The sequence below is a fragment of the Pseudomonas sp. GW704-F2 genome, assembly GCF_059423025.1.
Window position 1 is genome coordinate 22,817 of sequence record NZ_JBWKXO010000025.1, and the last position, 25,818, is coordinate 48,634.

The 25,818-nt window shown below is 63.4% G+C and carries 22 protein-coding genes; 14 read left to right on the forward strand and 8 right to left on the reverse strand.

Annotation, left to right across the window (positions count from 1 at the left end; all coding sequences use genetic code 11):
* The first annotated feature begins 3 nt into the window (after positions 1-3).
* The 7 genes from gloB (at position 4) to AC07W0_RS20420 (ending at position 9,876) form a co-directional block, all read left to right on the forward strand.
* Complete coding sequence (gene gloB, locus AC07W0_RS20390) at positions 4-771, forward strand: hydroxyacylglutathione hydrolase (protein WP_017846621.1); 768 nt, start codon at positions 4-6, stop codon at positions 769-771.
* A gap of 98 nt (positions 772-869) precedes the next feature.
* Positions 870-2,282: a lytic transglycosylase domain-containing protein gene (locus AC07W0_RS20395; RefSeq protein ID WP_026139979.1), complete on the forward strand. Its 1,413-nt coding sequence runs from the start codon at positions 870-872 to the stop codon at positions 2,280-2,282.
* Between the two features lie 234 nt (positions 2,283-2,516).
* The gene (locus AC07W0_RS20400; RefSeq protein ID WP_102618074.1) at positions 2,517-4,346 is read left to right on the forward strand and encodes an extracellular solute-binding protein; all 1,830 of its coding nucleotides are present in this window, start codon (positions 2,517-2,519) and stop codon (positions 4,344-4,346) included.
* Positions 4,343-6,175, forward strand: a complete 1,833-nt coding sequence (locus tag AC07W0_RS20405) for an extracellular solute-binding protein (RefSeq protein ID WP_102618075.1) — start codon at positions 4,343-4,345, stop codon at positions 6,173-6,175. Before AC07W0_RS20400 ends, AC07W0_RS20405 begins: the two co-directional genes overlap by 4 nt.
* Positions 6,176-7,249 (forward strand): microcin C ABC transporter permease YejB, encoded by a 1,074-nt coding sequence (locus tag AC07W0_RS20410; protein WP_102618076.1) that lies wholly within the window; start codon positions 6,176-6,178, stop codon positions 7,247-7,249.
* Position 7,250: 1 nt separating this feature from the next.
* A complete protein-coding gene (locus AC07W0_RS20415; RefSeq protein ID WP_102618077.1) occupies positions 7,251-8,270 on the forward strand; it encodes an ABC transporter permease in 1,020 nt (339 codons plus the stop codon).
* Position 8,271: 1 nt separating this feature from the next.
* A complete protein-coding gene (locus AC07W0_RS20420) occupies positions 8,272-9,876 on the forward strand; it encodes an ABC transporter ATP-binding protein (protein ID WP_046486006.1) in 1,605 nt (534 codons plus the stop codon).
* A gap of 49 nt (positions 9,877-9,925) precedes the next feature.
* Here the strand turns inward: AC07W0_RS20420 and ubiT are convergent, their stop codons facing one another.
* From ubiT to AC07W0_RS20460, 8 genes are all read right to left on the reverse strand, one after another.
* Positions 9,926-10,393 (reverse strand): ubiquinone anaerobic biosynthesis accessory factor UbiT, encoded by a 468-nt coding sequence (gene ubiT, locus AC07W0_RS20425; RefSeq protein ID WP_017846628.1) that lies wholly within the window; start codon positions 10,391-10,393, stop codon positions 9,926-9,928.
* On the reverse strand, positions 10,387-11,277 hold the full coding sequence (locus tag AC07W0_RS20430; protein ID WP_017846629.1) for a U32 family peptidase: 891 nt from the start codon (positions 11,275-11,277) through the stop codon (positions 10,387-10,389). The genes ubiT and AC07W0_RS20430 overlap by 7 nt, the downstream gene beginning before the upstream one ends.
* A 10-nt stretch (positions 11,278-11,287) precedes the next feature.
* The gene (gene ubiU, locus AC07W0_RS20435) at positions 11,288-12,283 is read right to left on the reverse strand and encodes a ubiquinone anaerobic biosynthesis protein UbiU (protein WP_017846630.1); all 996 of its coding nucleotides are present in this window, start codon (positions 12,281-12,283) and stop codon (positions 11,288-11,290) included.
* A gap of 9 nt (positions 12,284-12,292) precedes the next feature.
* On the reverse strand, positions 12,293-13,525 hold the full coding sequence (locus AC07W0_RS20440) for a molybdopterin molybdotransferase MoeA (RefSeq protein ID WP_046383124.1): 1,233 nt from the start codon (positions 13,523-13,525) through the stop codon (positions 12,293-12,295).
* Positions 13,522-14,076 carry a molybdenum cofactor biosynthesis protein B gene (moaB, locus tag AC07W0_RS20445; RefSeq protein ID WP_046383123.1) on the reverse strand — a complete coding sequence of 185 codons (555 nt, stop codon included), beginning with the start codon at positions 14,074-14,076 and terminating at the stop codon, positions 13,522-13,524. Before moaB ends, AC07W0_RS20440 begins: the two co-directional genes overlap by 4 nt.
* A gap of 84 nt (positions 14,077-14,160) precedes the next feature.
* Positions 14,161-14,808, reverse strand: a complete 648-nt coding sequence (pdxH, locus tag AC07W0_RS20450; RefSeq protein ID WP_102618078.1) for a pyridoxamine 5'-phosphate oxidase — start codon at positions 14,806-14,808, stop codon at positions 14,161-14,163.
* A 100-nt stretch (positions 14,809-14,908) separates the two neighbouring features.
* A complete protein-coding gene (locus AC07W0_RS20455) occupies positions 14,909-15,328 on the reverse strand; it encodes a membrane protein (protein ID WP_017846634.1) in 420 nt (139 codons plus the stop codon).
* 9 nt (positions 15,329-15,337) lie between these two features.
* Positions 15,338-16,528, reverse strand: a complete 1,191-nt coding sequence (locus AC07W0_RS20460) for an NnrS family protein (protein ID WP_017846635.1) — start codon at positions 16,526-16,528, stop codon at positions 15,338-15,340.
* 161 nt (positions 16,529-16,689) lie between these two features.
* Between AC07W0_RS20460 and AC07W0_RS20465 the strand changes: the two genes are divergently transcribed.
* The 7 genes from AC07W0_RS20465 to AC07W0_RS20495 all read left to right on the forward strand — a co-directional run bounded on the left by AC07W0_RS20465 (position 16,690) and on the right by AC07W0_RS20495 (position 25,816).
* The gene (locus tag AC07W0_RS20465; RefSeq protein ID WP_003208024.1) at positions 16,690-16,971 is read left to right on the forward strand and encodes a peptidylprolyl isomerase; all 282 of its coding nucleotides are present in this window, start codon (positions 16,690-16,692) and stop codon (positions 16,969-16,971) included.
* 130 nt (positions 16,972-17,101) lie between these two features.
* A complete protein-coding gene (locus AC07W0_RS20470; protein WP_102618079.1) occupies positions 17,102-18,961 on the forward strand; it encodes an extracellular solute-binding protein in 1,860 nt (619 codons plus the stop codon).
* Positions 18,961-20,022: a microcin C ABC transporter permease YejB gene (locus AC07W0_RS20475; RefSeq protein WP_057005432.1), complete on the forward strand. Its 1,062-nt coding sequence runs from the start codon at positions 18,961-18,963 to the stop codon at positions 20,020-20,022. The genes AC07W0_RS20470 and AC07W0_RS20475 overlap by 1 nt, the downstream gene beginning before the upstream one ends.
* Positions 20,022-21,044 (forward strand): ABC transporter permease, encoded by a 1,023-nt coding sequence (locus AC07W0_RS20480; RefSeq protein ID WP_017846638.1) that lies wholly within the window; start codon positions 20,022-20,024, stop codon positions 21,042-21,044. The genes AC07W0_RS20475 and AC07W0_RS20480 overlap by 1 nt, the downstream gene beginning before the upstream one ends.
* Before the next feature lie 10 nt (positions 21,045-21,054).
* Positions 21,055-22,632, forward strand: coding sequence for an ABC transporter ATP-binding protein (locus AC07W0_RS20485; protein ID WP_017846639.1), 1,578 nt, complete (start codon positions 21,055-21,057; stop codon positions 22,630-22,632).
* 106 nt (positions 22,633-22,738) lie between these two features.
* Positions 22,739-24,139, forward strand: coding sequence for a sigma-54 interaction domain-containing protein (locus tag AC07W0_RS20490; RefSeq protein WP_102618080.1), 1,401 nt, complete (start codon positions 22,739-22,741; stop codon positions 24,137-24,139).
* A 285-nt stretch (positions 24,140-24,424) separates the two neighbouring features.
* Positions 24,425-25,816 (forward strand): GntP family permease, encoded by a 1,392-nt coding sequence (locus AC07W0_RS20495; RefSeq protein WP_046486021.1) that lies wholly within the window; start codon positions 24,425-24,427, stop codon positions 25,814-25,816.
* Positions 25,817-25,818: the final 2 nt, after the last annotated feature.

A 25,818-nucleotide genomic window follows, 5' to 3' on the forward strand; every position in this document is an offset into this window, starting at 1 on the left:
AGAATGATACAGATCAGTGCCCTGCCCGCCTTCACCGATAACTACATCTGGTTGTTACAGGAACCCCAGTCCCGCCGCTGCGCCGTGGTCGACCCCGGCGATGCCGCCCCCGTGCTGGCCTGGCTCAAGCAGAACCCGGGGTGGACGCTCAGCGACATTCTCGTCACCCACCATCACCATGATCATGTGGGCGGCGTCGAAGCGCTGAAACGCGTGAGCGGCGCCACGGTCTACGGTCCGGCCCACGAAACGATCCCGGCGCGGGACGTTGCCCTGCAGGACAACCAGCGCATCAGCGTGCTCGGCTGGGACTTCGCGGTGTACGCCGTACCCGGCCACACCCTCGGCCATATCGCCTTTTACCACCCAGGCGTGCTGTTCTGCGGCGACACGCTCTTCGCCGGCGGTTGCGGCCGCCTGTTCGAAGGCACGCCGGCACAAATGCATGCCTCGCTGCAACGCCTGGCCGCCCTGCCCGCCGACACGCGGGTGTACTGCACCCATGAATATACACAGAGCAATCTCAGGTTTGCCCAGGCAGTGGAACCGGACAACGCCGATATCGCCGAACGGGTGGAAAACGTCAACCGACTGCGCGCCCGTGGCGAGATCACGCTGCCGTCCAACCTGGCCCTGGAAAAACGCACCAACCCGTTCCTGCGTACCGCTGAAACATCCGTTAAACAAAAAGCGGACGAACGGAACGGCCGCGACAACCGCTCTGGGGACGAGGTATTTGCTAGCTTGAGGGCTTGGAAAGATAAGTTCTAACGTGACGCAATCTGATACGTAATTTCTGAATGGTTGACCGGAACCAAAGCGCTTTCTAGAATCGCCCGACATTTTTGCCCGGAACTTACTTCCAGCCAATGTCGTCATCTACTCGTAAATCCAATCATTCAGACGCATTGACCCGCCTGGCTCAAGCCGTGGCGGTGGCTGTCTCCGCAACTCTGGCGGGCTGCCAATCAACAAATTTCGCTGCACAATCCACCGTGCAACCCAAACCGAATCTTGCTGCCAAGATCAAGCAAAAACCTATTTGGCTCTCAGAGAAGCCGAGCCCCGAAGCGCCCCAGGATGTCTGGGAACGCATGCGTCGGGGCTTTCAATTGCAAGACGGTCTCGGCGTCAACCCGCGTATCGAGCAACAACGCCTGTGGTTCGCCAGCAACCCGTCCTTCCTGGAGAACGCCGGCGAACGCGGCAGCCTCTACATTCATTACATCGTCGAACGCCTTGAAGAACGCAACATGCCCCTGGAGCTGGCGCTGCTGCCAGTGATTGAAAGTGCCTACAACCCAATGGCCTATTCGCGCAGCGATGCCGTCGGCTTGTGGCAGTTCATTCCCTCCACCGGGCGCTACTTCAACCTGCGCCAGACCCGCGCCTACGACGGTCGTCGCGATATCACCGCGTCCACCACCGCCGCCCTGGACTATCTGACACGTCTGCATGACATGTTCAACGGCGACTGGCTGCTGGCCCTGGCCGCGTATAACGCCGGCGAAGGCACGGTAAGCCGGGCGATCGAACGCAATGAGAAGCTCGGCCTGCCGACCGACTACTGGAACCTGCCCCTGCCCCAGGAAACCAAGGACTACGTGCCCAAGTTCCTGGCGCTGTCCCAGGTGGTGCTGGCCCCCGAGGCCTACGGCATCAACCTGAACCCGATTGCCAACACGCCGTACTTCAAAATGGTTGAAGTCAAGCAAAGCATGGACCTGTCACGGGTCGCCGCGCTGGCCGAGATCGACGAAGACGAACTGTTCCAGCTCAACCCGGCGCTGAAACAACGCACCACCCTGGACGGTCCCCAGCATTTGCTGGTGCCCAGCTCCAAGGCACAACTGCTGACCAGCAGCCTTTCGGCGATGAAGCCTGAAGAATTGCTGGCATTACGCCCTAAAAAGCCGGTTTTCGACGAAGTCGAGAGCAAATCCGTGGCCGGCCGCAGCCGTAGCTACAAAGTGCGCAACGGCGACAACCTGACGCTGATCGCCAAGGCCAACAAGGTCGACGTGCATGATCTGCAGCGCTGGAACAAGCTCAACGGCCAGGCACTCAAGGTCGGCCAGACCCTGGTGATGCAGGACACGCGCAAGCTGGTGGCCAAGGCCGACAGCAAGAAGCCGGTGCAGTACAAGGTCAAGAAAGGCGACTCGCTGTATATCGTCGCCAAGCGTTTCAACGTCGAGATGCAACATCTCAAGCGCTGGAACCCACGCACTGGCATGGCGCTCAAGCCTGGGCAGATGCTGGTGGTTTCCGGGCCAAGATAAACCGCAGGCAAGCGCGCTCCTGTGGGAGCTGGCTTGCCTGCGATGCAGACACCGAGGTGTATCAGTTACATCAGGGTGATGCCATCGCAGGCAAGCCAGCTCCCACATTTGATCTCTACGCCGCTCAATACCTCGCCAGCCTCCTGCCACCCTTCCCAACAGCCTTTTTCCAACCGGAACAAGCTGTTACTGTACCGATTATAAAGCCCAAGCTGCCTGGATCGGATCTCTGACTTGACGCGTCCCCTCCTTCTACTAATAAGTCTGGCCTTGAGCTTTGCTGCGCACGCGACGATTACCGAAAGCCACGGTTATGCGCAGTTCGGCACGCTCAAGTACCCGACCAAATTCACCCACTTCGATTGGGTAAACCCTGCAGCGCCGAAAGGCGGGACGTTGCGGGTCATGGCGTTTGGCACGTTCGACACCCTCAACCCTTATACCTTCAAGGGTTCGAGCCCGGTTTCCACACCGAACTTCCTGCAATACGGCGTCAATGAGCTGAACGAACCGTTGATGGTCGGCACCAGCCAGTACGCGCCGTCCGGCGATGAGCCGACCTCCAGCTACGGGCTGATTGCCCAATCGGTGGAGTACAGCGAGGACCGCAGCTGGGTGGTGTTCAACCTGCGCCCGGAAGCGCGCTTTCACGATGGCAAGCCGATCACCGCGTATGACGTGGCGTTTTCCTATCGTACCCTGCTGACCGAAGGTCATCCGCAGTACCGCACCAACCTGCAGGAAGTCGCGCGGGTCGACATCCTCAACCGCCACCGTATCCGTTTTGTGTTCAAGCGCGCCGGCAACCCGTTGCTGATCCTGCGCCTGGGCGAACTGCCGGTGCTGCCCCAGCATTACTGGAAAAACCGCGACTTCAAGGCCACCACCTTCGAACCACCGCTGGGCAGCGGGCCCTATCGCCTCAGCAAGGTCACCCCAGGCCGGCAACTGGTGTTCGAGCGGGTCAAGGATTATTGGGGCAAGGACCTGCCGGTCAACCAGGGTTTCTATAACTACGACAAGGTCGAAGTGGAGTTCTACCGCGACAGCGACGTCGCCTTCGAAGCCTTCAAGGCCGGCGAGTTCGATATCTATATCGAGCATCAGGCCAAAAACTGGGCGAATGGTTATGACTTCCCGGCGGTCAGCCGCGGCGACGTGATCAAGGCGCAGATCGCCCACCAGATCCCGACCCAAAGCCAGGGCCTGTTCATGAACACGCGGCGCCCGACCTTCAGCCAGGCCAAGGTGCGTGAAGCCCTGGGGCTGATGTTCGACTTTGAATGGACCAACCGCACCCTGTTCAGCAACGCCTATAAACGCACCTTGAGCTATTACCCCAACAGCGAATTTTCGGCGACCGGCGTCCCGGTCGGCCATGAATGGTTGATGCTCTCGCCCTACCGCGACCAACTGCCGGCCAATCTCTATACCCAACCGTTCAGCCTGCCCCGGACCGACGGGCACGGCATCCCTCGCGAGACCTTGCGCCGTGCCCTGGCCCTGCTCGGCGAAGGCGGCTGGAAGCTGTCCGGGCAGCGCCTGCTCAACAAGGACGGGCAACCGCTACGCTTCGAGATCCTGCTGGTCAACCCGAACCTGGAGCGCATCCTGCAGCCCTACGTGGAAAACCTGAACAGTGTCGGTATCGACGCGCGCCTGCGCACGGTCGACCGGGCGCAGTACAAACAACGCCTTGATCAGTTCGACTTCGACATGATCCTGATGACCCTCAACCAGACCCTCAGCCCCGGCCTTGAGCAGTGGCAGTACTTCCACTCCAGCCAGGCGGCGATCAAGGGCAGCAAGAACTACGCCGGCATCGCCAACCCGGTGGTCGACCGCCTGCTCGAACAACTGCTGGCGGCACACACCCGCGACGAACAACTGGCCGCCGGCCGGGCCCTGGACCGGGTCCTGCTGTGGCAGCATTACAGCATTCCCAACTGGTACCTCAACTATCATCGCCTGGCCTACCGCAACCGGTTCGCCTTTGTCACCACGCCGCCCTACAGCCTGGGCCTGAGCGCGTGGTGGCTGAAAGCTTCGGAGAAAGCCCAATGATGTCTTTGCGTACGGCACTGCTCGGCAGTCTGTTGCTCTGCACGGCGGCCAACGCCGCCCCGCAACATGCGCTGACCCTCTACGACGAGCCACCCAAGTACCCCGCCACCTTCAAGCACTTCGACTACGTCAACCCCGATGCCCCCAAGGGCGGCACCTTTCGCGAGTCGAGCATGGGCGGTTTCGACAGCCTCAACCCCTACATCAGCAAGGGCGTGCCGGCGGACAATATCAGCCTGATCTACGACACCCTGGCCATGCAGAGCCTGGACGAACCCATCACCGAATACGGCCTGGTGGCCGGCAAGATCGAAAAAGCCCCGGACAACAGCTGGGTGCGCTTCTACCTGCGCCCCGAAGCACGCTTCCACGATGGCCACCCGATCCACGCCGAAGACGTGGTGTTCACCTTCCAGATGCTGATGAAGGAAGGCTCGCCGCTCTACCGCACTTACTACGCCGACGTCGACGAAGTGGTCGCCGAAGACCCGCTGCGGGTGCTGTTCAAATTCAAGCGCACCAACAACCGCGAATTGCCGCTGATCCTCGGGCAACTGCCGGTATTGCCCAAGCATTGGTGGGCCACCCGCGACTTCACCAAGGGCAACCTGGAAATCCCGCTGGGCAGCGGGCCGTACAAGGTCGCCGAGGTCAAGGCCGGGCGCATGATCCGCTACGAGCGGGTCAAGGACTACTGGGCCAAGGACCTGCCGGTCACCCAAGGTTTCTACAACTTCGATCAGCGCATCACCGACTATTACCGTGACAGCACGGTAGCCCTGGAAGCGTTGAAGGCCGGGCAGTTCGACTACTGGCTGGAGTTCAGCGCAAAGAACTGGGCCAACGCCTACAACATTCCGGCGGTGGCCGAGGGGCGCCTGGTCAAGGAAGAGATCCCCAACGGCAACCCCACCGGCATGCAGGGTTTCGTGTTCAACACACGCAAGCCGATGTTCCAGGACGTGCGCGTGCGCAAGGCCATCAGCCTGTTGCTGGATTTCGAATGGAGCAACAAGCAGCTGTTCAACGGCGCCTACACCCGCACCCGCAGCTACTTCGAGAACTCGGAGATGGCCGCCACCGGCCTGCCCGGCCCGGACGAACTGGCGATCCTCGAACCGCTGCGCGACAAGATCCCCGCCGAAGTCTTCACCCAGGCCTTCGAACCGTCCAAGACCGACGGCAGCGGCATGATCCGCACCCAGCAGCGCGAGGCCTACCAACTGTTGCAGGAAGCCGGCTGGCGCATCGTCGACGACAAGATGGTCGACGCCACCGGCAAACCGGTGAGCATTGAATTTTTGCTGGCGCAGACCGAGTTCGAACGCATCCTGCTGCCCTTCAAGCGCAACCTGGCAGACCTGGGCATCGACCTGGTGATTCGCCGGGTCGACGTCTCGCAATTCGTCAATCGCCTGCGCTCGCGGGATTTCGACATGCTGGTGGGCAGCTTCCCGCAGTCCACCTCGCCGGGTAATGAACAACGCGAATTCTGGAAATCCTCCAGCGCCGACAAGCCCGGCAGCCGCAACTACATGGGCCTCAAGGACCCGGCCGTCGACCAACTGGTCGAAGAACTGATCGACGCCGACTCGCGCAAAAGCCTGATCGCCCATGCCAAGGCCCTGGATCGCGTGTTGCAATTTGGCTACTACGTGATCCCCAACTGGCACATCAAGACCTTCCGCGTGGCGTACTGGGACCATCTCGGTCATCCCAAAGTGCCACCGCGTTATGACGTCGGCACCGCCACCTGGTGGGCCAAACCCGACGTCAAACCTGCCACCACCCTGGACACGAGCGCCGACCCGGCGAGCGGAGGCGATTAAATGCTGGCCTATATCATTCGCCGCCTGTTGCTGATCATCCCCACGCTGTTCGGGATTCTGCTGATCAACTTCGTCATCATCCAGGCCGCCCCGGGTGGCCCGGTGGAGCAGATGATCGCCAAGCTCGAAGGCTTCGAAGGCGCCACCAGCCGCATTGCCGGCGGCGGCGCCGAAGTCGCAGTGGCCGGCTCCAGCTACCGTGGCGCCCAAGGCCTGGACCCGGCGCTGATCAAGGAAATCGAAAACATGTACGGTTTCGACAAGTCGGCACCGGAACGCTTGTGGATCATGGTCAAGAACTATGCCCGGCTGGATTTCGGCGACAGCTTCTTTCGCGACGCCAAGGTCATCGACCTGATCAAGGAAAAGATGCCGGTGTCGATCTCCCTCGGGCTGTGGAGCACGCTGATCATGTACCTGGTCTCGATCCCGCTGGGGATCGCCAAGGCCACGCGACACGGCAGCCACTTCGACGTATGGACCAGCTCGGCGATCATCGTCGGCTACGCGATCCCGGCGTTCCTGTTCGCGATCCTGCTGATCGTGGTGTTTGCCGGCGGCAGTTACTTCGACTGGTTCCCCTTGCGCGGGCTGACCTCCAACAATTTCGATGAGCTGAGCTGGGGCGGCAAGATCCTCGACTACTTCTGGCACCTGGCCTTGCCCATCACCGCGCTGGTGATCGGCAACTTCGCGACCATGACGCTGCTGACCAAAAACAGCTTTCTCGACGAGATCAACAAACAGTACGTGGTCACCGCCAAGGCCAAGGGCCTGACCAACCACCGCGTGCTCTACGGCCATGTGTTCCGCAACGCCATGCTGCTGGTGATCGCCGGTTTCCCCTCGGCGTTCATCGGGATCTTCTTCACCGGCTCGCTGCTGGTGGAAGTGATCTTCTCCCTCGACGGCCTCGGCCTGATGAGCTTTGAAGCCGCGATCAACCGCGATTACCCGGTGGTGTTCGGCACGCTGTTTATCTTCACCCTGCTCGGGCTGGTGGTGAAGCTGATCGGTGACCTCACCTACACCCTGGTCGATCCGCGTATCGACTTCGCCAGCCGGGAGCATTGAGATGAATCTGTCCCCCCTCAATCGCCGCCGGTTCGAGCGGTTCAAGGCAAACAAACGTGGCTGGTGGTCGCTGTGGCTGTTCCTGATCCTGTTCGGCCTGAGCCTGGGCGCCGAGCTGATCGCCAACGACAAACCGCTGGTGGTGCATTACGACGGCGACTGGTATTTCCCGGCGCTCAAACGCTACCCGGAGACCACCTTCGGCGGCGAGTTCCCCCTGGAGGCCAACTACAAGAGCCCGTATATCCAGGAGCTGCTCAAGGCCAAGGACGCGTGGACGCTGTGGGCGCCGATCCCGTTCAGCTATCAGAGCATCAACTACGACCTGAAGGTGCCGGCCCCCGCGCCGCCGTCTTCGGTCAACCTGCTGGGCACCGACGACCAGGGCCGCGACGTCTTGGCGCGGGTGATCTATGGCTTTCGCGTGTCGGTGCTGTTTGCCCTGACCCTGACCGTGCTCAGCTCGATCATCGGCGTGATCGCCGGGGCCCTGCAGGGCTTCTATGGCGGCTGGGTCGACCTGGCCGGGCAACGCTTCCTGGAGATCTGGTCGGGCTTGCCGGTGCTGTACCTGCTGATCATCCTCGCCAGTTTCGTGCAGCCCAACTTCTGGTGGCTGCTGGGGATCATGCTGCTGTTCTCGTGGATGAGCCTGGTGGACGTGGTCCGCGCCGAGTTCCTGCGCGGGCGCAACCTGGAATACGTGCGTGCGGCCAGGGCGCTGGGCATGCAGAACGGCGCGATCATGTTCCGCCATATCCTGCCCAATGCCATGGTCTCGACCATGACCTTCATGCCGTTCATCCTCACCGGCGCCATCGGCACCCTGACCGCCCTGGACTTCCTCGGCTTCGGCCTGCCGGCGGGTTCGCCGTCGCTGGGGGAACTGGTGGCCCAGGGCAAATCCAACCTGCAAGCGCCGTGGCTGGGCATGAGTGCCTTTGCCGTGCTGGCGATCATGTTGAGTTTGCTGGTGTTTATCGGCGAGTCCGCTCGCGATGCCTTCGACCCGAGGAAATGAGATGAATCAGGACAATCTGATCGAAGTCCGCGACCTCTGCGTCGAGTTCGTCACCGGCGAGCATCACCACCGCGTGGTGAACCACGTCAGCTTCGACATCAAGCGCGGCGAAACCCTGGCGCTGGTCGGCGAAAGCGGCTCCGGCAAATCGGTGACCGCCCACTCGATCCTGCGCCTGCTGCCCTACCCTTTGGCGCGGCACCCCGCCGGCACCATCGAATACGTCGGCCAGGACCTGCTGACCCTCAACGAAAAAACCATCCGGCATATTCGCGGCAACCGCATTGCGATGATCTTCCAGGAGCCGATGACCTCGTTGAACCCGCTGCACTGCATCGAGAAGCAGATCAACGAAGTGCTCGGCCTGCACAAAGGGCTGACCGGCAAAGTCGCGACCCGGCGCACCCTCGAGTTGCTCGAACTGGTGGGCATTCCCGAGCCGCATAAACGCCTCAAGGCGCTGCCCCACGAACTGTCCGGCGGCCAGCGCCAACGGGTGATGATCGCCATGGCCCTGGCCAACGAGCCGGAGCTGTTGATTGCCGACGAACCGACCACCGCCCTCGACGTGACGGTGCAGTTGAAGATCCTCGAGCTGCTCAAGGAACTGCAGGCGCGCCTGGGCATGGCGTTGCTGCTGATCAGCCACGACTTGAACCTGGTGCGGCGCATTGCCCACCGTGTGTGCGTGATGCAACAGGGTTGCATCGTCGAACAAGCCGATTGCGAAACCTTGTTCCAGTCGCCGCAGCACCCTTACACCCAGGAGCTGCTCGCCGCCGAACCCAGCGGCGGGCCCGCCGCCACCGCCGTCGGGCCACCGTTGCTGGAAGTGGACGACTTGAAAGTCTGGTTTGCGATCAAGAAAGGCTTTTTGCGCAACACCGTCGATTACGTCAAGGCGGTGGACGGCATCAACTTCAGCCTGCCCCAGGGGCAAACCCTGGGCATCGTCGGCGAAAGCGGCTCGGGCAAGTCCACCCTCGGCCTGGCGATCCTGCGCCTGATCGCGAGCAAAGGCGGGATTCGCTTCGAAGGCCAGCAACTCGACCGCCTGAGCCAGCAACAGGTGCGCCCGTTGCGCCGGGAAATGCAGGTGGTGTTCCAGGACCCGTTCGGCAGCCTCAGCCCGCGCATGTGCGTCAGCGAGATCGTCGGCGAAGGCCTGCGCATTCACAAGATGGGCAGCCCGGCGGAGCAGGAAGCGGCGATCATCGCAGCGCTCAAGGAAGTCGGCCTCGACCCGCAGTCGCGGCATCGCTACCCCCACGAGTTCTCCGGCGGCCAGCGCCAACGCATCGCCATTGCCCGCGCTCTGGTGCTCAAGCCGCGCCTGATTCTGCTCGACGAACCGACCTCGGCGCTCGACCGCACGGTGCAGCGCCAAGTGGTGGAATTGCTGCGCGGTTTGCAGGCCAAGTACAACCTGACCTATCTGTTCATCAGCCATGACCTGGCGGTGGTGAAAGCGTTGAGTCACCAGTTGATGGTGGTCAAGCATGGGCAGGTGGTGGAACAGGGCGACGCTCCGACGATTTTCGCCAACCCGCAGCATGCCTATACCCGGCAGTTGCTGGAGGCGGCGTTTCTGGTGCCGACGCCTTAGCCCAGGGCCGTGACCTATCCGTTCAGCGCGAAAGGATAGGTCGTTCGCCTCAGGCCGCCAGCCCGCGCCCGGCCCGCTCCAGGTTGCGCCACAACCAGCCCGGCAATACGTCCGGGTCCAGGCTGTCGATCAGGTTCTTCAAGCCCAGCCCCAACTCCGTGTCGCCTTCAATCACCAAGCGACGCCGGAAGAACAAGGTGTCCGGATCTTCCTGGCGACTGGCCAGCAACAAGAACTCGCGCCAGTTACCACTGATGGTCACCTGGGCCTCGGCTTTTTCAGCGATGCGCAAGCCATCCCGCGCCAGCGTCAGGTACCAGCACAGCCCAAGGTCGGGGATGCGCAGGCACATCCAGCGCCCGCGCAACAGGTCGAAGCCACCATCGCGCAACGGCTCGGCCAGGCAGCGGTTGAGGCCTTGCTGCAAGGCCAGGCGCTGCACCCGGAACGGCACGTGGCGCACCAGCGGCAACAAGCGATCGGCGCCCTTGAGCAGCCATTGTTTGCGACTCAACACAGGCCCACCTCCTCGACCCGCAGCATGCCGGCCTGGCCATGCCAATAACCGTTGCAACCGTCGACGCACAACGGCGGCATCGCGCCCTGGCGCACCTGGTCGAACGCCTGGACCACACCGACCATCCCTTCGGCGCGTGGGCTCAGGCGCAACAGGTCAGCGCCACACGCGACCAGGCCGGGGTAATCGGCGAGCAGGTTGGTGACATCGGCCGACATCGTCTGAATCCCGTTCAAGGTGAACAACGGTTGCCCTTCCTGGCTGGTCAGGGCCATGCCGTCGGGGTAGTTGATGCAACAGAACTGGCAATCGTCCTTGGGCCGGTTTTCCGCGCGGGCGGTGAAGCAACGGGCCGAGTACGCCAGGGGCAAATGCCCATAGGCGAAAATCTCCACTTCGGGCAGCGGCCGGCCGAGTTCGCGCACCTGTTCCAGCACATCGGCAATCAGGCTTTGCGAGCACTCCACCGGCGGCACCCAGCGCTGCATGCCCGCATCGAGCAATTGCACCAGGGCGTGGCCGTTGTACAGGTTGAGCGCCGGGCCGCCGACAAAGGGCAGCTTGCGCTCGATCAGCAACTGCACCGCGCCCATGTCGTTGGCCTCGACCAGCACCTCGCCGTTGTCGCACAGGCGGCGCAGGCTCGACAGTTCAGAGGCGGCTTCGATCAAGGTCAGGCTCGACAGCACGATCTGCGCCGAGCTGCACGACTGCAACTCGCGGCCCAGGCCCAACCATTGATCCAGGGAAAACGCGCGGCGTTTGGAGCACACGGTTTCCCCCAGGTAAATCACGTCCAGGGGCAAGCCGGCCATGTCTGAATAGAAGCGCCCCAAGTGTTCCTTATCCCAATAAAACAGCACCGGTCCCAGGCTGAGCTTCATCTGTGTTTCCTCATTGCCATGCGCGATGGTAAGCACCCAGGGTGGTCTGGCTGCCTTCGGAAAGTCCGGCCAGCACCTGGCGCCACTGGTCCTTGACCACAAAATTGGCCGGGGCGCTGCGGTGGGCGTCGAGGGCGGCGCGCCAGACTCGGGTGACTTGTTCCACATAGGCCGGGCTGCGTTGCCGGCCTTCGATCTTCACCGCCTCCACGCCGATGGCGCTGAGTTCGGGCAACAGGTCCAGGGTGTCGAGGCTGGTCGGTTCTTCGAGGGCATGGAAGCGCTTGCCGCCGACCAGGAAGCGGCCTTTGCACAAGGTCGGGTAGCCGGCCGGTTCCTCCGGGGTGTAGCGGTCGATCAGCACTTCACTGAGGCGCGCGCTGAGGCCATCGGCGTCGTCGCTCCAGCGCACCGCCTTGGCCGGCGAGCACACGCCGCACAGGTTGGGCGACTCACCGGTGATATACGACGACAAGTGGCAACGCCCTTCGGCCATGATGCACAGGCTGCCGAAGCCGAACACTTCGATCGGCACCACGCTGCTCGCCGCCACCTGTTTGACCTGGGCCAGCGACAGCACCCGCGGCAGCACCGCACGGCGGATGCCATAACGTTCGACGTAGAACTTCAGCGCCGCCGCATGGGTGGCCGAGCCCTGCACCGACAAGTGCAACGCCATCTGCGGATGGTGCGCGGCAGCATAGCCGAGCACACCCGGGTCGCCGGCGATCAGCGCATCCACGCCATGATCGGCCGCACGGTCGACGGCGCGTTGCCAGCGTGACCAGATCTTCGGTTGCGGGTAGGTATTGACCGCCACATACAGCTTGCGCTGGTGCTGGCGGATATGGGCGACGGCGGCGTCGAACTGCTTGTCGTCCATGTTCAGCCCGGCGAAATGCCGGGCATTGGTGTCATCGCGAAAACCGACATACACCGCATCGGCGCCTTGGCGCACCGCGGCTTTCAGCGCAGGCAGGTTGCCTGCCGGGCAGACCAGTTGCATGGAGACTCCTCATTGAAACTCGGCGAAAGACAAGAAAGGCACCGGTGCATCCTTGAGCAGCAGTTGCTCGCGCTCGACAATCACCAGGCCATCGGCCCAGCAGGCGGCGGTGAGCATCGCCGAGCTTTGCTGGGGGTGCAGGACGGCGCGCAATTGCCCATCCGCGCCGGGGCTCAAGCGCGCGCGCAGGTACTGGCGGCGCTTGTTAGGGGTAGGCCATTCAAAACCGGCCGGCACCTGGACCGGCACCGGCAACACGCGCTCGACGCCCTGGGCGCGCAACAGGAACGGGCGCACCACCACCAACGCGGTGATCAGCGCGGCAGACGGGTTGCCGGGCAGGCCGATCCACGGTTTGCCCGCCACTTCGCCAAACGCCAGGGGCTTGCCGGGCTGGATCGCCAGGCGCCAGAAATCCACGCGACCGAGTTCCTGGATGGCTTGTTTGAGATGATCCTCCTCGCCCACCGACACGCCGCCGGTGGTCAGCAGCAGGTCGCATTCGGACGACGCGAGGATCAACGCGTCGCGGCTGGCGGCCAACGCGTCGGCCATCACCCCGTAGTCGAGCACCTCCACGCCCCAACCGCGCAATAACGCGGTCACCAGGTGGCGGTTGCTGTTGTAGATCTGCCCCGGCGCCAGCGACTCGCCCGGCTCGCGCAGTTCATCGCCGCTGCTCAGCAGGCACACGCGCAGGGGGCGATAGACCTTGACCCACGGAATGCCGGCCGACGCCAGCAGGCCGACTTCCTGGGCGCGCAGGCGCTGGCCGACACGCAACAGGCGTTGCCCGCGCTGCATTTCTTCACCGCGCTTGCGCACGTGTTCGCCCAGGCGCAGCGGCGGGCACCAGATACGCTGGCCGTAGACGCGGCAACGCTCCTGGGGCACCACGCTGTCGGCGCCGGGCGGCAGCGGCGCACCGGTGAAAATCCGTACTGTCTGCCCGGCCTGTAAAAGCTCATCGCTGCTGTGCCCGGCAGCAATCCGCCCGGCCAGCACCAAGTAGCCGCCCTGCTCCGGCACATCGGCGGCGCGCAGGGCGTAGCCGTCCATGGCGCTGTTGTCCCAGCACGGCAGGTCGAGAGGTGAAAACAGTTCTTCGGCGATCACCCGACCTGCGGCCTGGCCGAGGGGGATGACTTCGGTGGGCGGCGCAGGTGGCGCCTGCGCCAGCAGTTGCTCGATCGCCTCGTCCACCGGCATCAATTGCCCGCTGTCGCACACGCGGGTGTTCATGACCGCGCCTCGCAGGCGCTGAGCGCTTGTTCGAACTGAGGCTTGAGGTGCGCAACGAAGTTGCACGGGCCGGTGCGGCTGTCCAATTGGCTGAGCAGAATCTGGTCCCAGGCAGTACGGCACGCGCCGGGCGAACCGGGCATGCAGCACACCAGCACGCCATTGCTCATGCCCGCCAGGGCGCGGGACTGCAAGGTGGACATGCCGATTTCCGCCAGGGACACCTGGCGGAACAGCTCGCCGAACCCGTCCACTTGTTTATCCAGCAGCGGCAACACCGCTTGCGGCGTGTTGTCGCGAGCGGTGAAGCCGGTGCCGCCGGTCATCAGGATCACTTGCACCTGAGGGTCGGCGATCCACTGCGAAACACGGGCGCGGATCTGGTAGATATCGTCCATCACCAGGCCACGGTCGATCAGCACATGGCCGGCACCTTCAAGGCGCTCTACCAGGGTCTGCCCGGAGGTATCGGTGTCAAAGGTGCGGGTGTCGCTGATGGTCAGTACGGCGATGTTCAGGGAGACAAAACTGCGTTGGGTCAAATGGGCCATGATCAAGGCTCCAGGCAGGTAAAAAGATGCGCTCAGCCTGCGCCGCAACGGGCGCAGGGCCTATTCCTCGAAGGAGGTACCTCGTCAGGGCGCCAGCCGTGTGCGCTGCCAGGCGCCGTTTCGCAGGCGGTAGTCGAGGCGGTCATGCAGGCGGTCGGGGCGGCCTTGCCAGAACTCGATGCGGCGCGGTTGCAGGCAGTACCCGCCCCAGTGCTCGGGTCGTGGCGGTTGCTGGCCGGCGAACCGCTCGGTGACCTCACGCAGCAAACCTTCCAGCTCGCTGCGGTGGGTCAGCGGCTGACTCTGCGGCGAGGCCCAGGCACCGAGTTGGCTGGCGGCCGGGCGGTCGAGGAAATAGGCGTCCGACAGCGCCGGATCAAGGCGCTCGACCGCGCCTTCAATACGCACCTGGCGCTCCAGGCCGGGCCAGAAAAACGTCATCGCGGCATGGGGGTTGCTCGCCAGCTCCTCGCCCTTGGCGCTCTGGTAATTGCCAAAAAACACAAAACCTTCGGCGCTGAAGCCCTTGAGCAGCAGGATGCGGCAATGGGCGTACCCTTCGCTGTCGACCGTGGCCAGGGCCATGCTGTTGGCCTCGGCGGGAGGCGCTTCGGTCTTGCGCGCCTGGCTCAGCCACTGGCCGAACAACACCAGCGGATCGTCTTGCTCGCCGTCGTCCCGCAGGCCGTAGAGGGTGTAGTTGCGGCGCAGTTGCGCGAGGGACAGGGGCATGGGACGAACCTCCAGAGAATTCGCCACAGTGTGGGAACTGCGCAGGTTTTAGCCCTTGACCGCGATCAACAATCCGCCGCGTCATGGCGCCGCAGGCGGCTCACCACAATGACTTCGCCAGCACCACGATCACCACCATGTGCGCGAGAATGCTGCGCCGTATCCACAGCGCACGCTGGGGGCTCAGGCGCTCGCGGGTCAGCCAGTAGGCCAGCAGCAGGTAGTGCCCGATGATGCTCAGGGCGAGGAAGATTTTCAGGCTCAGGAACAGTCCGAAATGACTGTTCCATGGCAGACCGCGGTAATGCCAGGCCAGGCCGATACCCGCGCCATACAGCAGCACCACCACGCCATGCAGCACCCGCCGCGAACGCCGGGCGATCGCGTGTTCCGCGGTGAAACGCGCCGACCAGGCCAGCTCCTCGCGGGCGCTGTGCCAGATCACCACTTCAAAGAACAGCGTGCCGATAAAGGCGATCGCCGCCAGCAGATGCACGATCAACAACCACGAATACAGCATGCAATGCTCCTAACCGGGGTGCCCGTCGACCCGCGCCCGCCACAACATCGGGCCATACCGCCACAGGTACAAGCCCAGGCCGACCGACCAGCACAGCCCCGCCAGCCACAAGGCCGCCACGGGCCAGATCAACACCAGTGCCACCCGGCACACAGCCGCCAGGTTCAACAGGGCGAACGCCAGGGTCATCCCGCCCGGTGGCTGCAACGGCCGACCGGTATGGCCCAGGCTGACCCGCGCCACCATCGCCAGGATCAGCCCGGCCATGGCGCCGATCGTCAGCGCATGCACGGCCAGGCTCGGGTTGAGCGGCGCGCCGAAATGCCACAGCGCCATGCCCAGGCAGGCCACGGCCAACCATGCGTAGGCCAGGTGCAGCGACCACAGCAGCGGCACGCGCCACAGGCCACGGTCATGCCAGCGCGCCAAGCGCAGCAAGTGGCCCAGGCCAAGCACAGCGAACAGTACGCCGCTCCACCGGCTGGGGAACACCGCCAGCCCGCTGGCGTAAAGCAACGCCACCAGGATCGAACCGCCCAGCAACACACGGTCCAGCCACGGCCACGGCTTGACCGCATCGACCCGGCCCAGGCCACGTTGGGTGAAGAATGGAATCACCCGACCGCCGATCAGCCCCATCATCGCCGCCACCAGCCACAACCCCGTGAGCACCGCCTGGCGCTCCACGCCTTCGTCATGGGTCAGCAACCCATACAACGCCAACGCGTCTGCCACGGCGAGCAAGCCCAGCACCAGTACAATCGGGTAGTTACGGGTTTGCCTGACCTTCCACAGCGTCCAGCCCATCACCCCGGCCACCGCCAGCGGAAAACTCAGTTCCAGCACCGCCAGCAGCGGCCACGGCAGGTTCAGCAACCAACCCAGGCGCGCCGCCAGCCATAACCCGGCGAGCAACGCCAGGGGCGCGCCGCTGAGGCCGGGGCGGCCGGTCCAGGTCTGCACCGCGGTCAGCAAAAAGCCGGCGATGATCGCCACGCCAAAGCCGAACAGCAGCTCATGCCGGTGCCAGGCCAGCCAGCCGCCGGCCGGTTGCCAAGTACCGGTGGCGCCGCCCAGGGCGAACAGCCACAGAGGAATGACCAGCACCGCCAACAGGCAGGCACCGAGGAAAAACGGGCGGAATGCCAGGCGAAACAATGGGGGAATAGCCATGGCCTTGCGTCGATCGAGCACTTGCATAGCACGGCTCCTAAACAGATGAATGCGACAATCTTGCGCTGCAGCCTGCGCTTTGCCCTTGTCGTAGATCAAGCACGCCCGCCACAGACAGGGGAACTTTGCCAGGAAATAACCGCCTGAATCCGGTACGCTCAGCGTTTTTACTCAAGGAGTTAATTCCCATGGCCAAAGCCACTGCCCGTCACATCCTCGTTGCCACCGAAGACAAGTGCAACGAACTCAAGGCCCAGATCGAAGGCGGCGCCGATTTCGCAGAAGTCGCCAAAGCCAATTCCAGCTGCCCATCCAGCCGTCAAGGCGGCGACCTGGGCTCGTTCGGTCCAGGCCAGATGGTTAAAGAATTCGACACCGTCGTGTTCAGCGCCCCGGTCAACACCGTGCAAGGCCCGGTGAAAACCCAGTTCGGTTATCACCTGCTGGAAGTCACCAGCCGTCAGGACTGATTCAGTCCACGCTGATGCTTGAAACAACGGCCCGCCTTTTGGTGGGCCGTTGTGCATGGGATGACTGGCGATGCTCAGGCCGTTAGCGTACAAATCCCTATTCTCCTTCACCCGGCGCTCAAGGCAGATAATGCGACTGGCTTTTTCGACTCTATTCAGCTCCACCCTGGCTCTGCTGCTGGCCAGCACCGCTGTGATCGCGGCCCCGCAAACCTACCTGACCGTGTATGGCGAACCGGCCAAATATGGCGCCGGCTTCAGCCATTTCGACTACGCCAACCCCAACGCGCCCAAGGGCGGCAGCCTGCGGCGTTCGGCCATCGAAATCGGGCGCTTCGACCATGTGCTGCCCTATATCGACAAAGGCATCGGCGTGTCCCAGATCGACGGCTGGCTCTACTCGCCCCTGGCCCTGCGCTCCCTGGACGAGCCGTACACGGTCTACGGCCTGGTCGCCGAGAAGATGGAACGCGCGGACGACGGCCTGTCGCTGCGCTTCTACCTCAACCCCAAGGCCCGTTTTGCCGATGGCACACCGATCACTGCCGAAGACGTGCGCTACAGCTTCGATTTGCTGATGACCCAGGGCAGCCTGCGCTTTCGCACGCTGTTCGCCGACGTCAAACACGTCGAAGTCGAAGGCGAACGCCAGGTGCGCTTCGATTTTTCCAGCGATGAAAACCGCACCCTGCCGCTGGATATCGCCACCCTGCCGGTGTTCCCCGAGCACTGGTGGAAAACCCGCGACTTCGCCAACGGCGGCGGCTACGAAGCGCCGCTGGGCAGCGGCCCGTATAAGGTCAGCAAGATCGACGCGGGCAGCACCATCACCTTTACCCGCAACCCTGACTGGTGGGGCAAGGACTTGCCGGTCAGCCGTGGCCTGTACAACTTCGATCACCTGAGCCTGGAATATTTTGGCGACACCGAAGTGGCGCGCCAGGTGCTGCGTGGCGGCGCGTATGATTTCAACCGCGAGTTCTCCGCCACCGGCTACTCCATCGGCTACAACGGCCCGGCGCTGGATGACGGCCGCCTGCAACGGGCGCACCTGGCCAAAGAGATGCCGCAACCGGCCCAAGGCTATGTGTTCAACGTGCAGAAACCGATGTTCCAGGACCGCCGCGTGCGCCAGGCCCTGGCGATGCTGTGGGATTTCGAATGGGCCAACCGGCAGATGATGCGCAACCTGTACATCCGCCAACAGAGCTACTTCTCCAATAGCCCGCTGGCCGCGAGCGAATTGCCGACCCCGGAAGAGCTGGCGATCCTCGAACCCCTGCGCGGCCAGGTGCCCGATGAGGTGTTCACCCAGGTCTTCAAAGCGCCGGTCACCGACGGCAGCGGCATGATCCGCGACAAGCAACTGCAAGCCTTGGCCCTGCTGGAAGAAGCCGGCTGGAACCCCGACGGCGACAAGCTGGTCAACGCCGAGGGCGAGCCGCTGGAGTTCACCTTCCTCTATGCCCAACCCGGCCTCGAGCGTCTGTTGCTGCCGTACAAGCGCAACCTGGCGCAGATCGGCATCACCCTGATCATCCGTCGCATCGACTCCTCGCAGTACGTCAACCGGCTGATGACGCGGGACTACGACATGATCGTCACCGGCTTCCCGGTCACCACCTCGCCGGGGATGGAGTTGTACAACTACTTCGGCTCCAGCGCCGCGTTCGACCCGGGCGCCAACAACTACATGGTGCTCAAGGACCCGGCCGTCGACAGCCTGATCAAGGGCCTGGTGAAAGCCAACACCCAGGCGCAGATGCTCACCTACGCCCACGCCCTGGACCGGGTGCTGCAATGGAACTACCTGTGGATCCCCAATTACTACCCGCCCGGCACGTCCGCCGCGTGGTGGAACCGCTTCGGCCGCCCGGCGATCGAGGCGAAGAATGACGAAGCCCTGGAAACCTGGTGGGAAATCAGCCCCACGCCACTGACGAACGCACAAATGAGCGCGGAACTTAAAAAACGCGGAGGGATGCGCTGATGTTTGCCTATATCGTGCGGCGCCTGCTGTTGATCATCCCGACGCTGGTGATCATCCTGCTGGTCAATTTCGTGATCGTGCAGGCCGCGCCCGGCGGGCCGGTGGAACAGGCGATCGCCCACCTGCAAGGGATCGGCGGCGGCGGCATCGGCGGTTCCGCCGGCGAAGGCCTCGGCAGCGGCTCGCGGGCCAGCCGTGGCCTGGACCCGAAACTGATCAAGGACATCGAAAAACAATACGGCTTCGACAAGCCGGCACCGGAGCGCCTGTGGCTGATGCTCAAGAGCTACGCCCGGCTGGACTTCGGCAACAGCTTTTTTCGCGGCGCGACCGTCACCGACCTGATCCTGGAAAAGATGCCGGTGACCATCTCCCTCGGCCTGTGGGCCACGCTGATCACCTACCTGGTGTCGATCCCCCTGGGGATCCGCAAGGCGGTGCGCCATGGCAGCAACTTCGATGTGTGGAGCAGCACCGCCATCGTGATCGGCTATGCGATGCCGGCGTTCCTGTTTGCGATGTTCCTGATCGTGGTGTTCGCCGGCGGCACCTCGCTGAACTGGTTCCCGGTGCGCGGCCTGGTCTCGGAAAACTTCGACGAACTGAGCACGGTGGGCAAGGTCGCCGACTATTTCTGGCACCTGGTCTTGCCGGTTACGGCGCTGGTGATCGGCGGGTTCGCCACCCTGACCATCCTGACGAAAAACTCGTTCCTCAATGAGATCACGCGCCAATACGTGGTCACCGCCCGCGCCAAAGGCTTGAGCGAACGGCAGGTGCTGTACGGGCATGTGTTCCGCAATGCGATGCTGCTGGTGATCTCGGGGATTCCCCAGGCGTTTATCAGCGTGTTCTTTGCCGGCTCGCTGCTGATCGAGGTGATCTTTTCCCTCGACGGCCTCGGGCGCATGAGCTACGAAGCCGCGGTGTCCCGCGACTACCCGGTGGTGTTCGGTTCGCTGTTTATCTTTACCCTGTTCGGCCTCTTGATAAAACTGATCGGCGACCTCTGCTACACCCTGGTGGACCCGCGTATCGACTTCGCCGCGAGGAACGCCTGATGTTCAATCTATCTCCCGTGGCCCGTCGGCGTTTCGAGCGGTTCAAGAAGAACCGCCGCGGCTGGTGGTCACTGTGGCTGTTTATCGGCCTGTTCATCCTGACCCTGGGCGGCGAGTTGATCGCCAATGACAAGCCCTTGGTGTTGAGCTTCAAGAACGAGCTGTATTTTCCAGTGTTCAAGCGCTACACCGAGCAGCAGTTCGGCGGGCAATTGCCGTTCCAGGCCGACTATCGCAGCGACTACGTGCAGAAGCTGATCAAGCAGGACGGCGGCTGGATGCTGTTCCCGCCAGTGCCGTTCAGCGACGACACGCCCAACTACGAACTGACCCGCCCTGCCCCCAGCCCGCCCTCGGCGGTGAACTGGCTGGGCACCGACGACCAGTCGCGCGACGTGGTGGCGCGGGTGATCTTCGGCGCGCGGGTGTCGATCCTGTTTGCCCTGGCCCTCACCGCGATCAGTGCGAGCATCGGCATCGCCGCGGGCGCGTTGCAGGGTTACTACGGCGGCTGGGTCGACCTGATCGGCCAGCGGGTGCTGGAAGTGTGGTCCGGGTTGCCGGTGCTGTACCTGCTGATCATCCTGTCCGGTTTTGTCGAACCGAACTTCTGGTGGCTGCTGGGGATCATGGCACTGTTTTCCTGGCTGGCCCTGGTGGATGTGGTGCGCGCCGAGTTCCTGCGCGGGCGCAACCTGGAGTACGTCAAGGCGGCGCGGGCCTTGGGTTTGAGCGACGCCAAGATCATGCGCCGACACATCCTGCCCAATGCCATGACGGCCACCCTGAGCTACCTGCCGTTTATTTTGACCGGCGCGATTTCCACCTTGAGCGCCCTGGATTTCCTCGGCTTCGGCATGCCGGCGGGCAGCGCGTCGCTGGGTGAGTTGATCGCCCAGGGCAAGCAGAACCTGCAAGCGCCATGGCTGGGCCTGACGGCGTTTTTCACCTTGGCGCTGATTCTGTCGCTGCTGGTATTTATCGGCGAGGCGTTGCGCGATGCCTTCGACCCCCGTGCATGAGTGAGTCTGTATGAGCGACAACCTGATCGAGATCCGCGACCTCTGCGTCGCCTTCAGCGGCCAGACCGTGGTGCGCAACCTGAGCCTGGATGTGCGCCCCGGCGAGTGCCTGGCGCTGGTCGGCGAGTCGGGCTCGGGCAAGTCGGTGACGGCCCTTTCGATTCTGCAACTGCTGCCCGAAGCCGGCACGCAAACCAGCGGCTCCGTGCGCTATCGCGGCCAAGAGTTGATCGGCGCACCGGCGGCCACCCTGCAAAAGCTGCGTGGCGACCGCATCGCCATGATCTTCCAGGAGCCGATGACCTCCCTCAACCCGCTGCACAGCATCGAAAAGCAGATCGGCGAAACCCTGCTGTTGCACAAAGGTATGGGCGGCAAAGCAGCACAGGCGCGCATCATCGAGTTGCTCGAACTGGTCGGCCTCCAGAACCCCCTGGAACGGCTCAAGGCCTATCCGCACCAACTCTCCGGCGGCCAGCGCCAACGCGTGATGATCGCCATGGCCCTGGCCTGCGAGCCGGAACTGCTGATCGCCGACGAGCCCACCACCGCGTTGGACGTGACCGTGCAGCGCAAGATCCTGCTGCTGCTCAAGTCCTTGCAGCAACGCCTGGGCATGTCGCTGCTGCTGATCAGCCACGACCTCAACCTGGTGCGCAGCATGGCGCAGCGCGTGTGTGTGATGCATACCGGCGAGATCGTCGAACAGGCCGACTGCGAAACCTTGTTCAACGCGCCACAACACCCCTACAGCCGCTTGCTGCTCGACGCTGAACCGGCGGGCGAGGTGCTGTGCGGCGAAACGCGCGAAACGGTGTTGCAGGTCGACGACCTGAGCGTGCAATTCCCCCTCGGCGGCGGCCTGTTTCAGCGCAAGACCTACCTGCGCGCGGTGGACGGCATCAGCCTCAGCGTGCAGCGCGGCAAGACGCTGGGCATCGTCGGCGAGTCGGGCTCGGGCAAATCCACCCTGGGCCAGGCGATCCTGCGCCTGCTGGACTCCACCGGCAGCATCCGCTTCCAGGGCGTCGCCCTCGACGCGCTCAACCACAAACAGATGCGCCCGTGGCGCAAACAGATGCAGGTGGTGTTCCAGGACCCCTACGGCAGCCTCAGCCCGCGCATGTCGGTGCAGCAGATCATCAGCGAAGGCCTGGAAGTCCACGCACCGTGCAGCCTCGCCGAGTGTGACGCACAGGTGATCCAGGTGCTCAAGGACGTCGGCCTCGACCCGGCCAGCCGGTATCGTTACCCCCACGAGTTTTCCGGTGGCCAGCGCCAGCGCATCGCCATCGCCCGCGCACTGGTGCTCAAGCCGGCGCTGATGCTGCTCGACGAACCCACCTCGGCCCTCGACCGCACGGTGCAGAAGCAAGTGGTAGCGTTGCTGCGCGAGCTGCAGGACAAATACGGCCTGACCTACCTGTTCATCAGCCATGACCTGGCCGTGGTGCGCGCCATGGCCCACGACATGATCGTGATCAAGGACGGCAAAGTGGTGGAGCATGGCGCCAGCCATGATGTGTTTGAATCGCCGCAACACCCGTACACCCAGGAACTGCTGGCCGCCGCACACATCCCCTTGTAGGAGCGAGCTTGCTCGCGAAAAGCGCAAGGACACCGCGTTCAACCAGCAGGCGCGTCATCGTTAACGTTTTTCGCGAGCAAGCTCGCTCCTACAGGATTCTGCACGCATGAACACCAGCCTCAAGGACTACCAACAGGTTCGCGGCCTGGCCATCCAGTCGCTGTTCGAGATCATCGAGCAGTCCAGCGAAGGCACGGTGATTGTCGACCGCGACGCGAACATCGTGTGGATGAACGAGCGCTACGCCAAGCGCTTCGGCCTCAAGAGCGCCGACGAAGCCATCGGCCAACCCTGCGAACAGGTCATCGCCAACAGCCTGTTGCGCCAGGTGGTGCGCAACGACCAGCCGATCCTGCTGGATATCCAGGACACGCCCAAAGGCCCGTTGGTGGTGATGCGCCTGCCGATCCACAACGACGCCGGCGCGGTGATCGGCGCCATCGGCTTTGCGCTGTTCGATGAGCTGCGCAACCTGTCGCCGCTGATCGAGCGTTACCTGAGCATGCAGCAAGAGCTGGCGTCCACCCGTTCGCTGCTGCGTTCACGCCAGAGCAAGTACACCTTTGCGCACTTTATCGGCACCAGCGCCACCAGCCTCGAAGTCAAACGCCGTGCGCGGCGCAGTGCGAGTGCCGAGTCGCCGGTGTTGCTGCTCGGCGAAACCGGCACCGGCAAGGAGTTGCTGGCCCAGGCGATCCACGGCGCCTCGACGCGGGCGCACAAGGCATTTGTCAGCATCAACAGCGCCGCCATTCCCCATGACCTGCTCGAAGCCGAGTTCTTCGGCACCGCGCCCGGCGCGTTTACCGGCGCCGACCGCAAAGGCCGCCCCGGCAAGTTGCAGATCGCCCAGGGCGGCACGCTGTTTCTCGATGAAATCGGCGACATGCCCCTGCCGCTGCAAAGCAAGCTGTTACGGGTGTTGCAGGAGAAGGAATACGAACCGGTCGGCTCCAACGAGATGCGGCACAGCGACGTGCGGGTGATCGCCGCCACGTCCATGGACCTGGAAGCGGCGATCAAACGCGGCGAGTTTCGCGCCGACCTGTATTACCGGCTGAATGTGCTGCCGATCCAGGTGCCGCCGTTGCGCGAACGCCTGGAGGATATTCCGGCGCTGAGCGAAGCGATCCTCGAAGACCTGCGCAGCCACCACGAACTGGACCGCGAGGCCCTGGCGTTGTTGGCGCGGCATGCATGGCCGGGGAATATCCGCGAACTGCGCAACGTGCTGGAACGCGCGGCGTTGTTGAGCGATGACCGGGTGTTGGGCGCGGCTGAGATTCGCGCCGCGATCGGCACGTTCAGCCCGGTGGCGCACGAGGCGATGGAAACGCTCGAAGGCGAGACGTTCGCGGCGGCGCGGGAGCGCTTCGATCGGCAGTTGATCACCGCGGCGCTCAAGGCCTGCAGCGGGAATGTGGTGGACGCGGCCCAGCGCTTGGGGCTGGGCAGGTCGACCTTGTACAAGAAAATGGTCGCGCTGGGCCTGGCCGCATCTCAATAAAGAGACAAAATTCTCAAAACAAAGACAATCCTTGTGGGAGGGGGCTTGCCCCCGATGGCAGTGCCTCAGTCAGCCTATTCTTTACAGACCCACCGCTATCGGGGGCAAGCCCCCTCCCACCTTTGATGTGCTTTTGTCTCAGAATTGAGACCAGATCTGAAAAGCTTGTTCATGGATACAATAATATCTATTTATTTCAATAGGTTATGAACATGGCACGCATCTCGCTATAGCCCTCCTCCAACGCATCACCCCACAAAAATAACAATCTGATGGAGACACACCATGAGTGTGATCATTGCCTTGGCAGCCCTCGCGCTGCTGATGCTGGCTGCCTACCGTGGCTACAGCGTCATCTTGTTTGCCCCCATCGCCGCCCTCGGCGCTGTCCTGCTCACCGACCCGTCCGCGGTCGCCCCGGCGTTTACCGGGGTGTTCATGGAGAAAATGGTCGGTTTCATCAAACTGTATTTTCCGGTGTTCCTGCTCGGTGCCGTGTTCGGCAAGCTGATCGAGTTGTCGGGTTTCTCGCGCTCGATCGTGGCGGCCGCAATCCGCTTGCTCGGTACGCGCCAGGCGATGCTGGTGATCGTGCTGGTCTGCGCCCTGCTCACCTACGGCGGCGTGTCGCTGTTCGTGGTGGTGTTTGCGGTGTACCCGTTCGCGGCGGAGATGTTCCGCCAGAGCGACATCCCCAAGCGCCTGATCCCGGCGACCATCGCCCTCGGCGCGTTCTCGTTCACCATGGACGCGCTGCCCGGCACGCCGCAGATCCAGAACATCATCCCCAGCACGTTCTTCAACACCACCGCCTGGGCTGCGCCGTGGCTGGGGCTGATCGGCACGATCTTCGTGTTCTGCACCGGCATGCTCTACCTGGCGCGCCAGCGCAACAAGGCGCAACGGGCCGGTGAAGGCTACGGCACCGAACTGCGCAACGAGCCGGAAACCGCCGAGAACCTGAACCTGCCCAACCCCTGGATCGCGCTGTCGCCGCTGCTCCTGGTGGGCGTGATGAACCTGCTGTTCACCCACTGGATCCCGCAGTGGTACGGCAAGACCCACAGCCTCAGCCTGCCGGGCATGAGCGCGCCGGTGACCACCGAAATCGCCAAGCTCACCGCGATCTGGGCGGTGCAGGCGGCGTTGCTGGTGGGCATCGTCATGGTGCTGGTGTTCGGCTGGTCGGCGATCAAAAGCAAGCTCGCCGAAGGCAGTAAGAGCGCGGTCAGCGGTGCGCTGCTGGCGGCGATGAACACCGCCTCGGAATACGGCTTCGGTGCGGTGATCGCCTCGCTGCCGGGCTTTCTGGTGCTGGCGGACTGGCTCAAGGGCATCCCCAACCCGCTGGTCAACGAAGCGATTACGGTGACGCTGCTGGCCGGTATCACTGGCTCGGCGTCCGGCGGCATGAGCATCGCCCTGGCGGCGATGTCCGAGAGTTTCATTGCGGCGGCCCATGCGGCGAATATCCCCCTTGAAGTGCTGCACCGGGTCGCGGCCATGGCCAGCGGCGGCATGGACACCCTGCCCCACAACGGCGCGGTGATCACCTTGCTGGCGGTCACCGGGCTGACCCACCGCGAAGCCTACAAGGACATCTTCGGCATCACGATCATCAAGACCCTCGCGGTGTTCGTGGTGATCGGTACTTTCTACGCCACCGGCATTGTGTGAGG

Coding starts and splice junctions, on each gene's coding strand:
- AC07W0_RS20480 (WP_017846638.1), top strand. CDS start 20,022: ATGTTCAATCTATCTCCCGTGGCCCGTCGGCGTTTCGAGCGGTTCAAG.
- AC07W0_RS20395 (WP_026139979.1), top strand. CDS start 870: ATGTCGTCATCTACTCGTAAATCCAATCATTCAGACGCATTGACCCGC.
- AC07W0_RS20405 (WP_102618075.1), top strand. CDS start 4,343: ATGATGTCTTTGCGTACGGCACTGCTCGGCAGTCTGTTGCTCTGCACG.
- gloB (WP_017846621.1), top strand. CDS start 4: ATGATACAGATCAGTGCCCTGCCCGCCTTCACCGATAACTACATCTGG.
- AC07W0_RS20420 (WP_046486006.1), top strand. CDS start 8,272: ATGAATCAGGACAATCTGATCGAAGTCCGCGACCTCTGCGTCGAGTTC.
- AC07W0_RS20410 (WP_102618076.1), top strand. CDS start 6,176: ATGCTGGCCTATATCATTCGCCGCCTGTTGCTGATCATCCCCACGCTG.
- AC07W0_RS20455 (WP_017846634.1), bottom strand. CDS start 15,328: ATGCTGTATTCGTGGTTGTTGATCGTGCATCTGCTGGCGGCGATCGCC.
- AC07W0_RS20470 (WP_102618079.1), top strand. CDS start 17,102: ATGCGACTGGCTTTTTCGACTCTATTCAGCTCCACCCTGGCTCTGCTG.
- moaB (WP_046383123.1), bottom strand. CDS start 14,076: ATGGCCCATTTGACCCAACGCAGTTTTGTCTCCCTGAACATCGCCGTA.
- AC07W0_RS20440 (WP_046383124.1), bottom strand. CDS start 13,525: ATGAACACCCGCGTGTGCGACAGCGGGCAATTGATGCCGGTGGACGAG.
- pdxH (WP_102618078.1), bottom strand. CDS start 14,808: ATGCCCCTGTCCCTCGCGCAACTGCGCCGCAACTACACCCTCTACGGC.
- AC07W0_RS20495 (WP_046486021.1), top strand. CDS start 24,425: ATGAGTGTGATCATTGCCTTGGCAGCCCTCGCGCTGCTGATGCTGGCT.
- AC07W0_RS20465 (WP_003208024.1), top strand. CDS start 16,690: ATGGCCAAAGCCACTGCCCGTCACATCCTCGTTGCCACCGAAGACAAG.
- AC07W0_RS20485 (WP_017846639.1), top strand. CDS start 21,055: ATGAGCGACAACCTGATCGAGATCCGCGACCTCTGCGTCGCCTTCAGC.
- AC07W0_RS20475 (WP_057005432.1), top strand. CDS start 18,961: ATGTTTGCCTATATCGTGCGGCGCCTGCTGTTGATCATCCCGACGCTG.
- AC07W0_RS20415 (WP_102618077.1), top strand. CDS start 7,251: ATGAATCTGTCCCCCCTCAATCGCCGCCGGTTCGAGCGGTTCAAGGCA.
- AC07W0_RS20460 (WP_017846635.1), bottom strand. CDS start 16,528: ATGCAAGTGCTCGATCGACGCAAGGCCATGGCTATTCCCCCATTGTTT.
- AC07W0_RS20430 (WP_017846629.1), bottom strand. CDS start 11,277: ATGAAGCTCAGCCTGGGACCGGTGCTGTTTTATTGGGATAAGGAACAC.
- AC07W0_RS20490 (WP_102618080.1), top strand. CDS start 22,739: ATGAACACCAGCCTCAAGGACTACCAACAGGTTCGCGGCCTGGCCATC.
- ubiU (WP_017846630.1), bottom strand. CDS start 12,283: ATGCAACTGGTCTGCCCGGCAGGCAACCTGCCTGCGCTGAAAGCCGCG.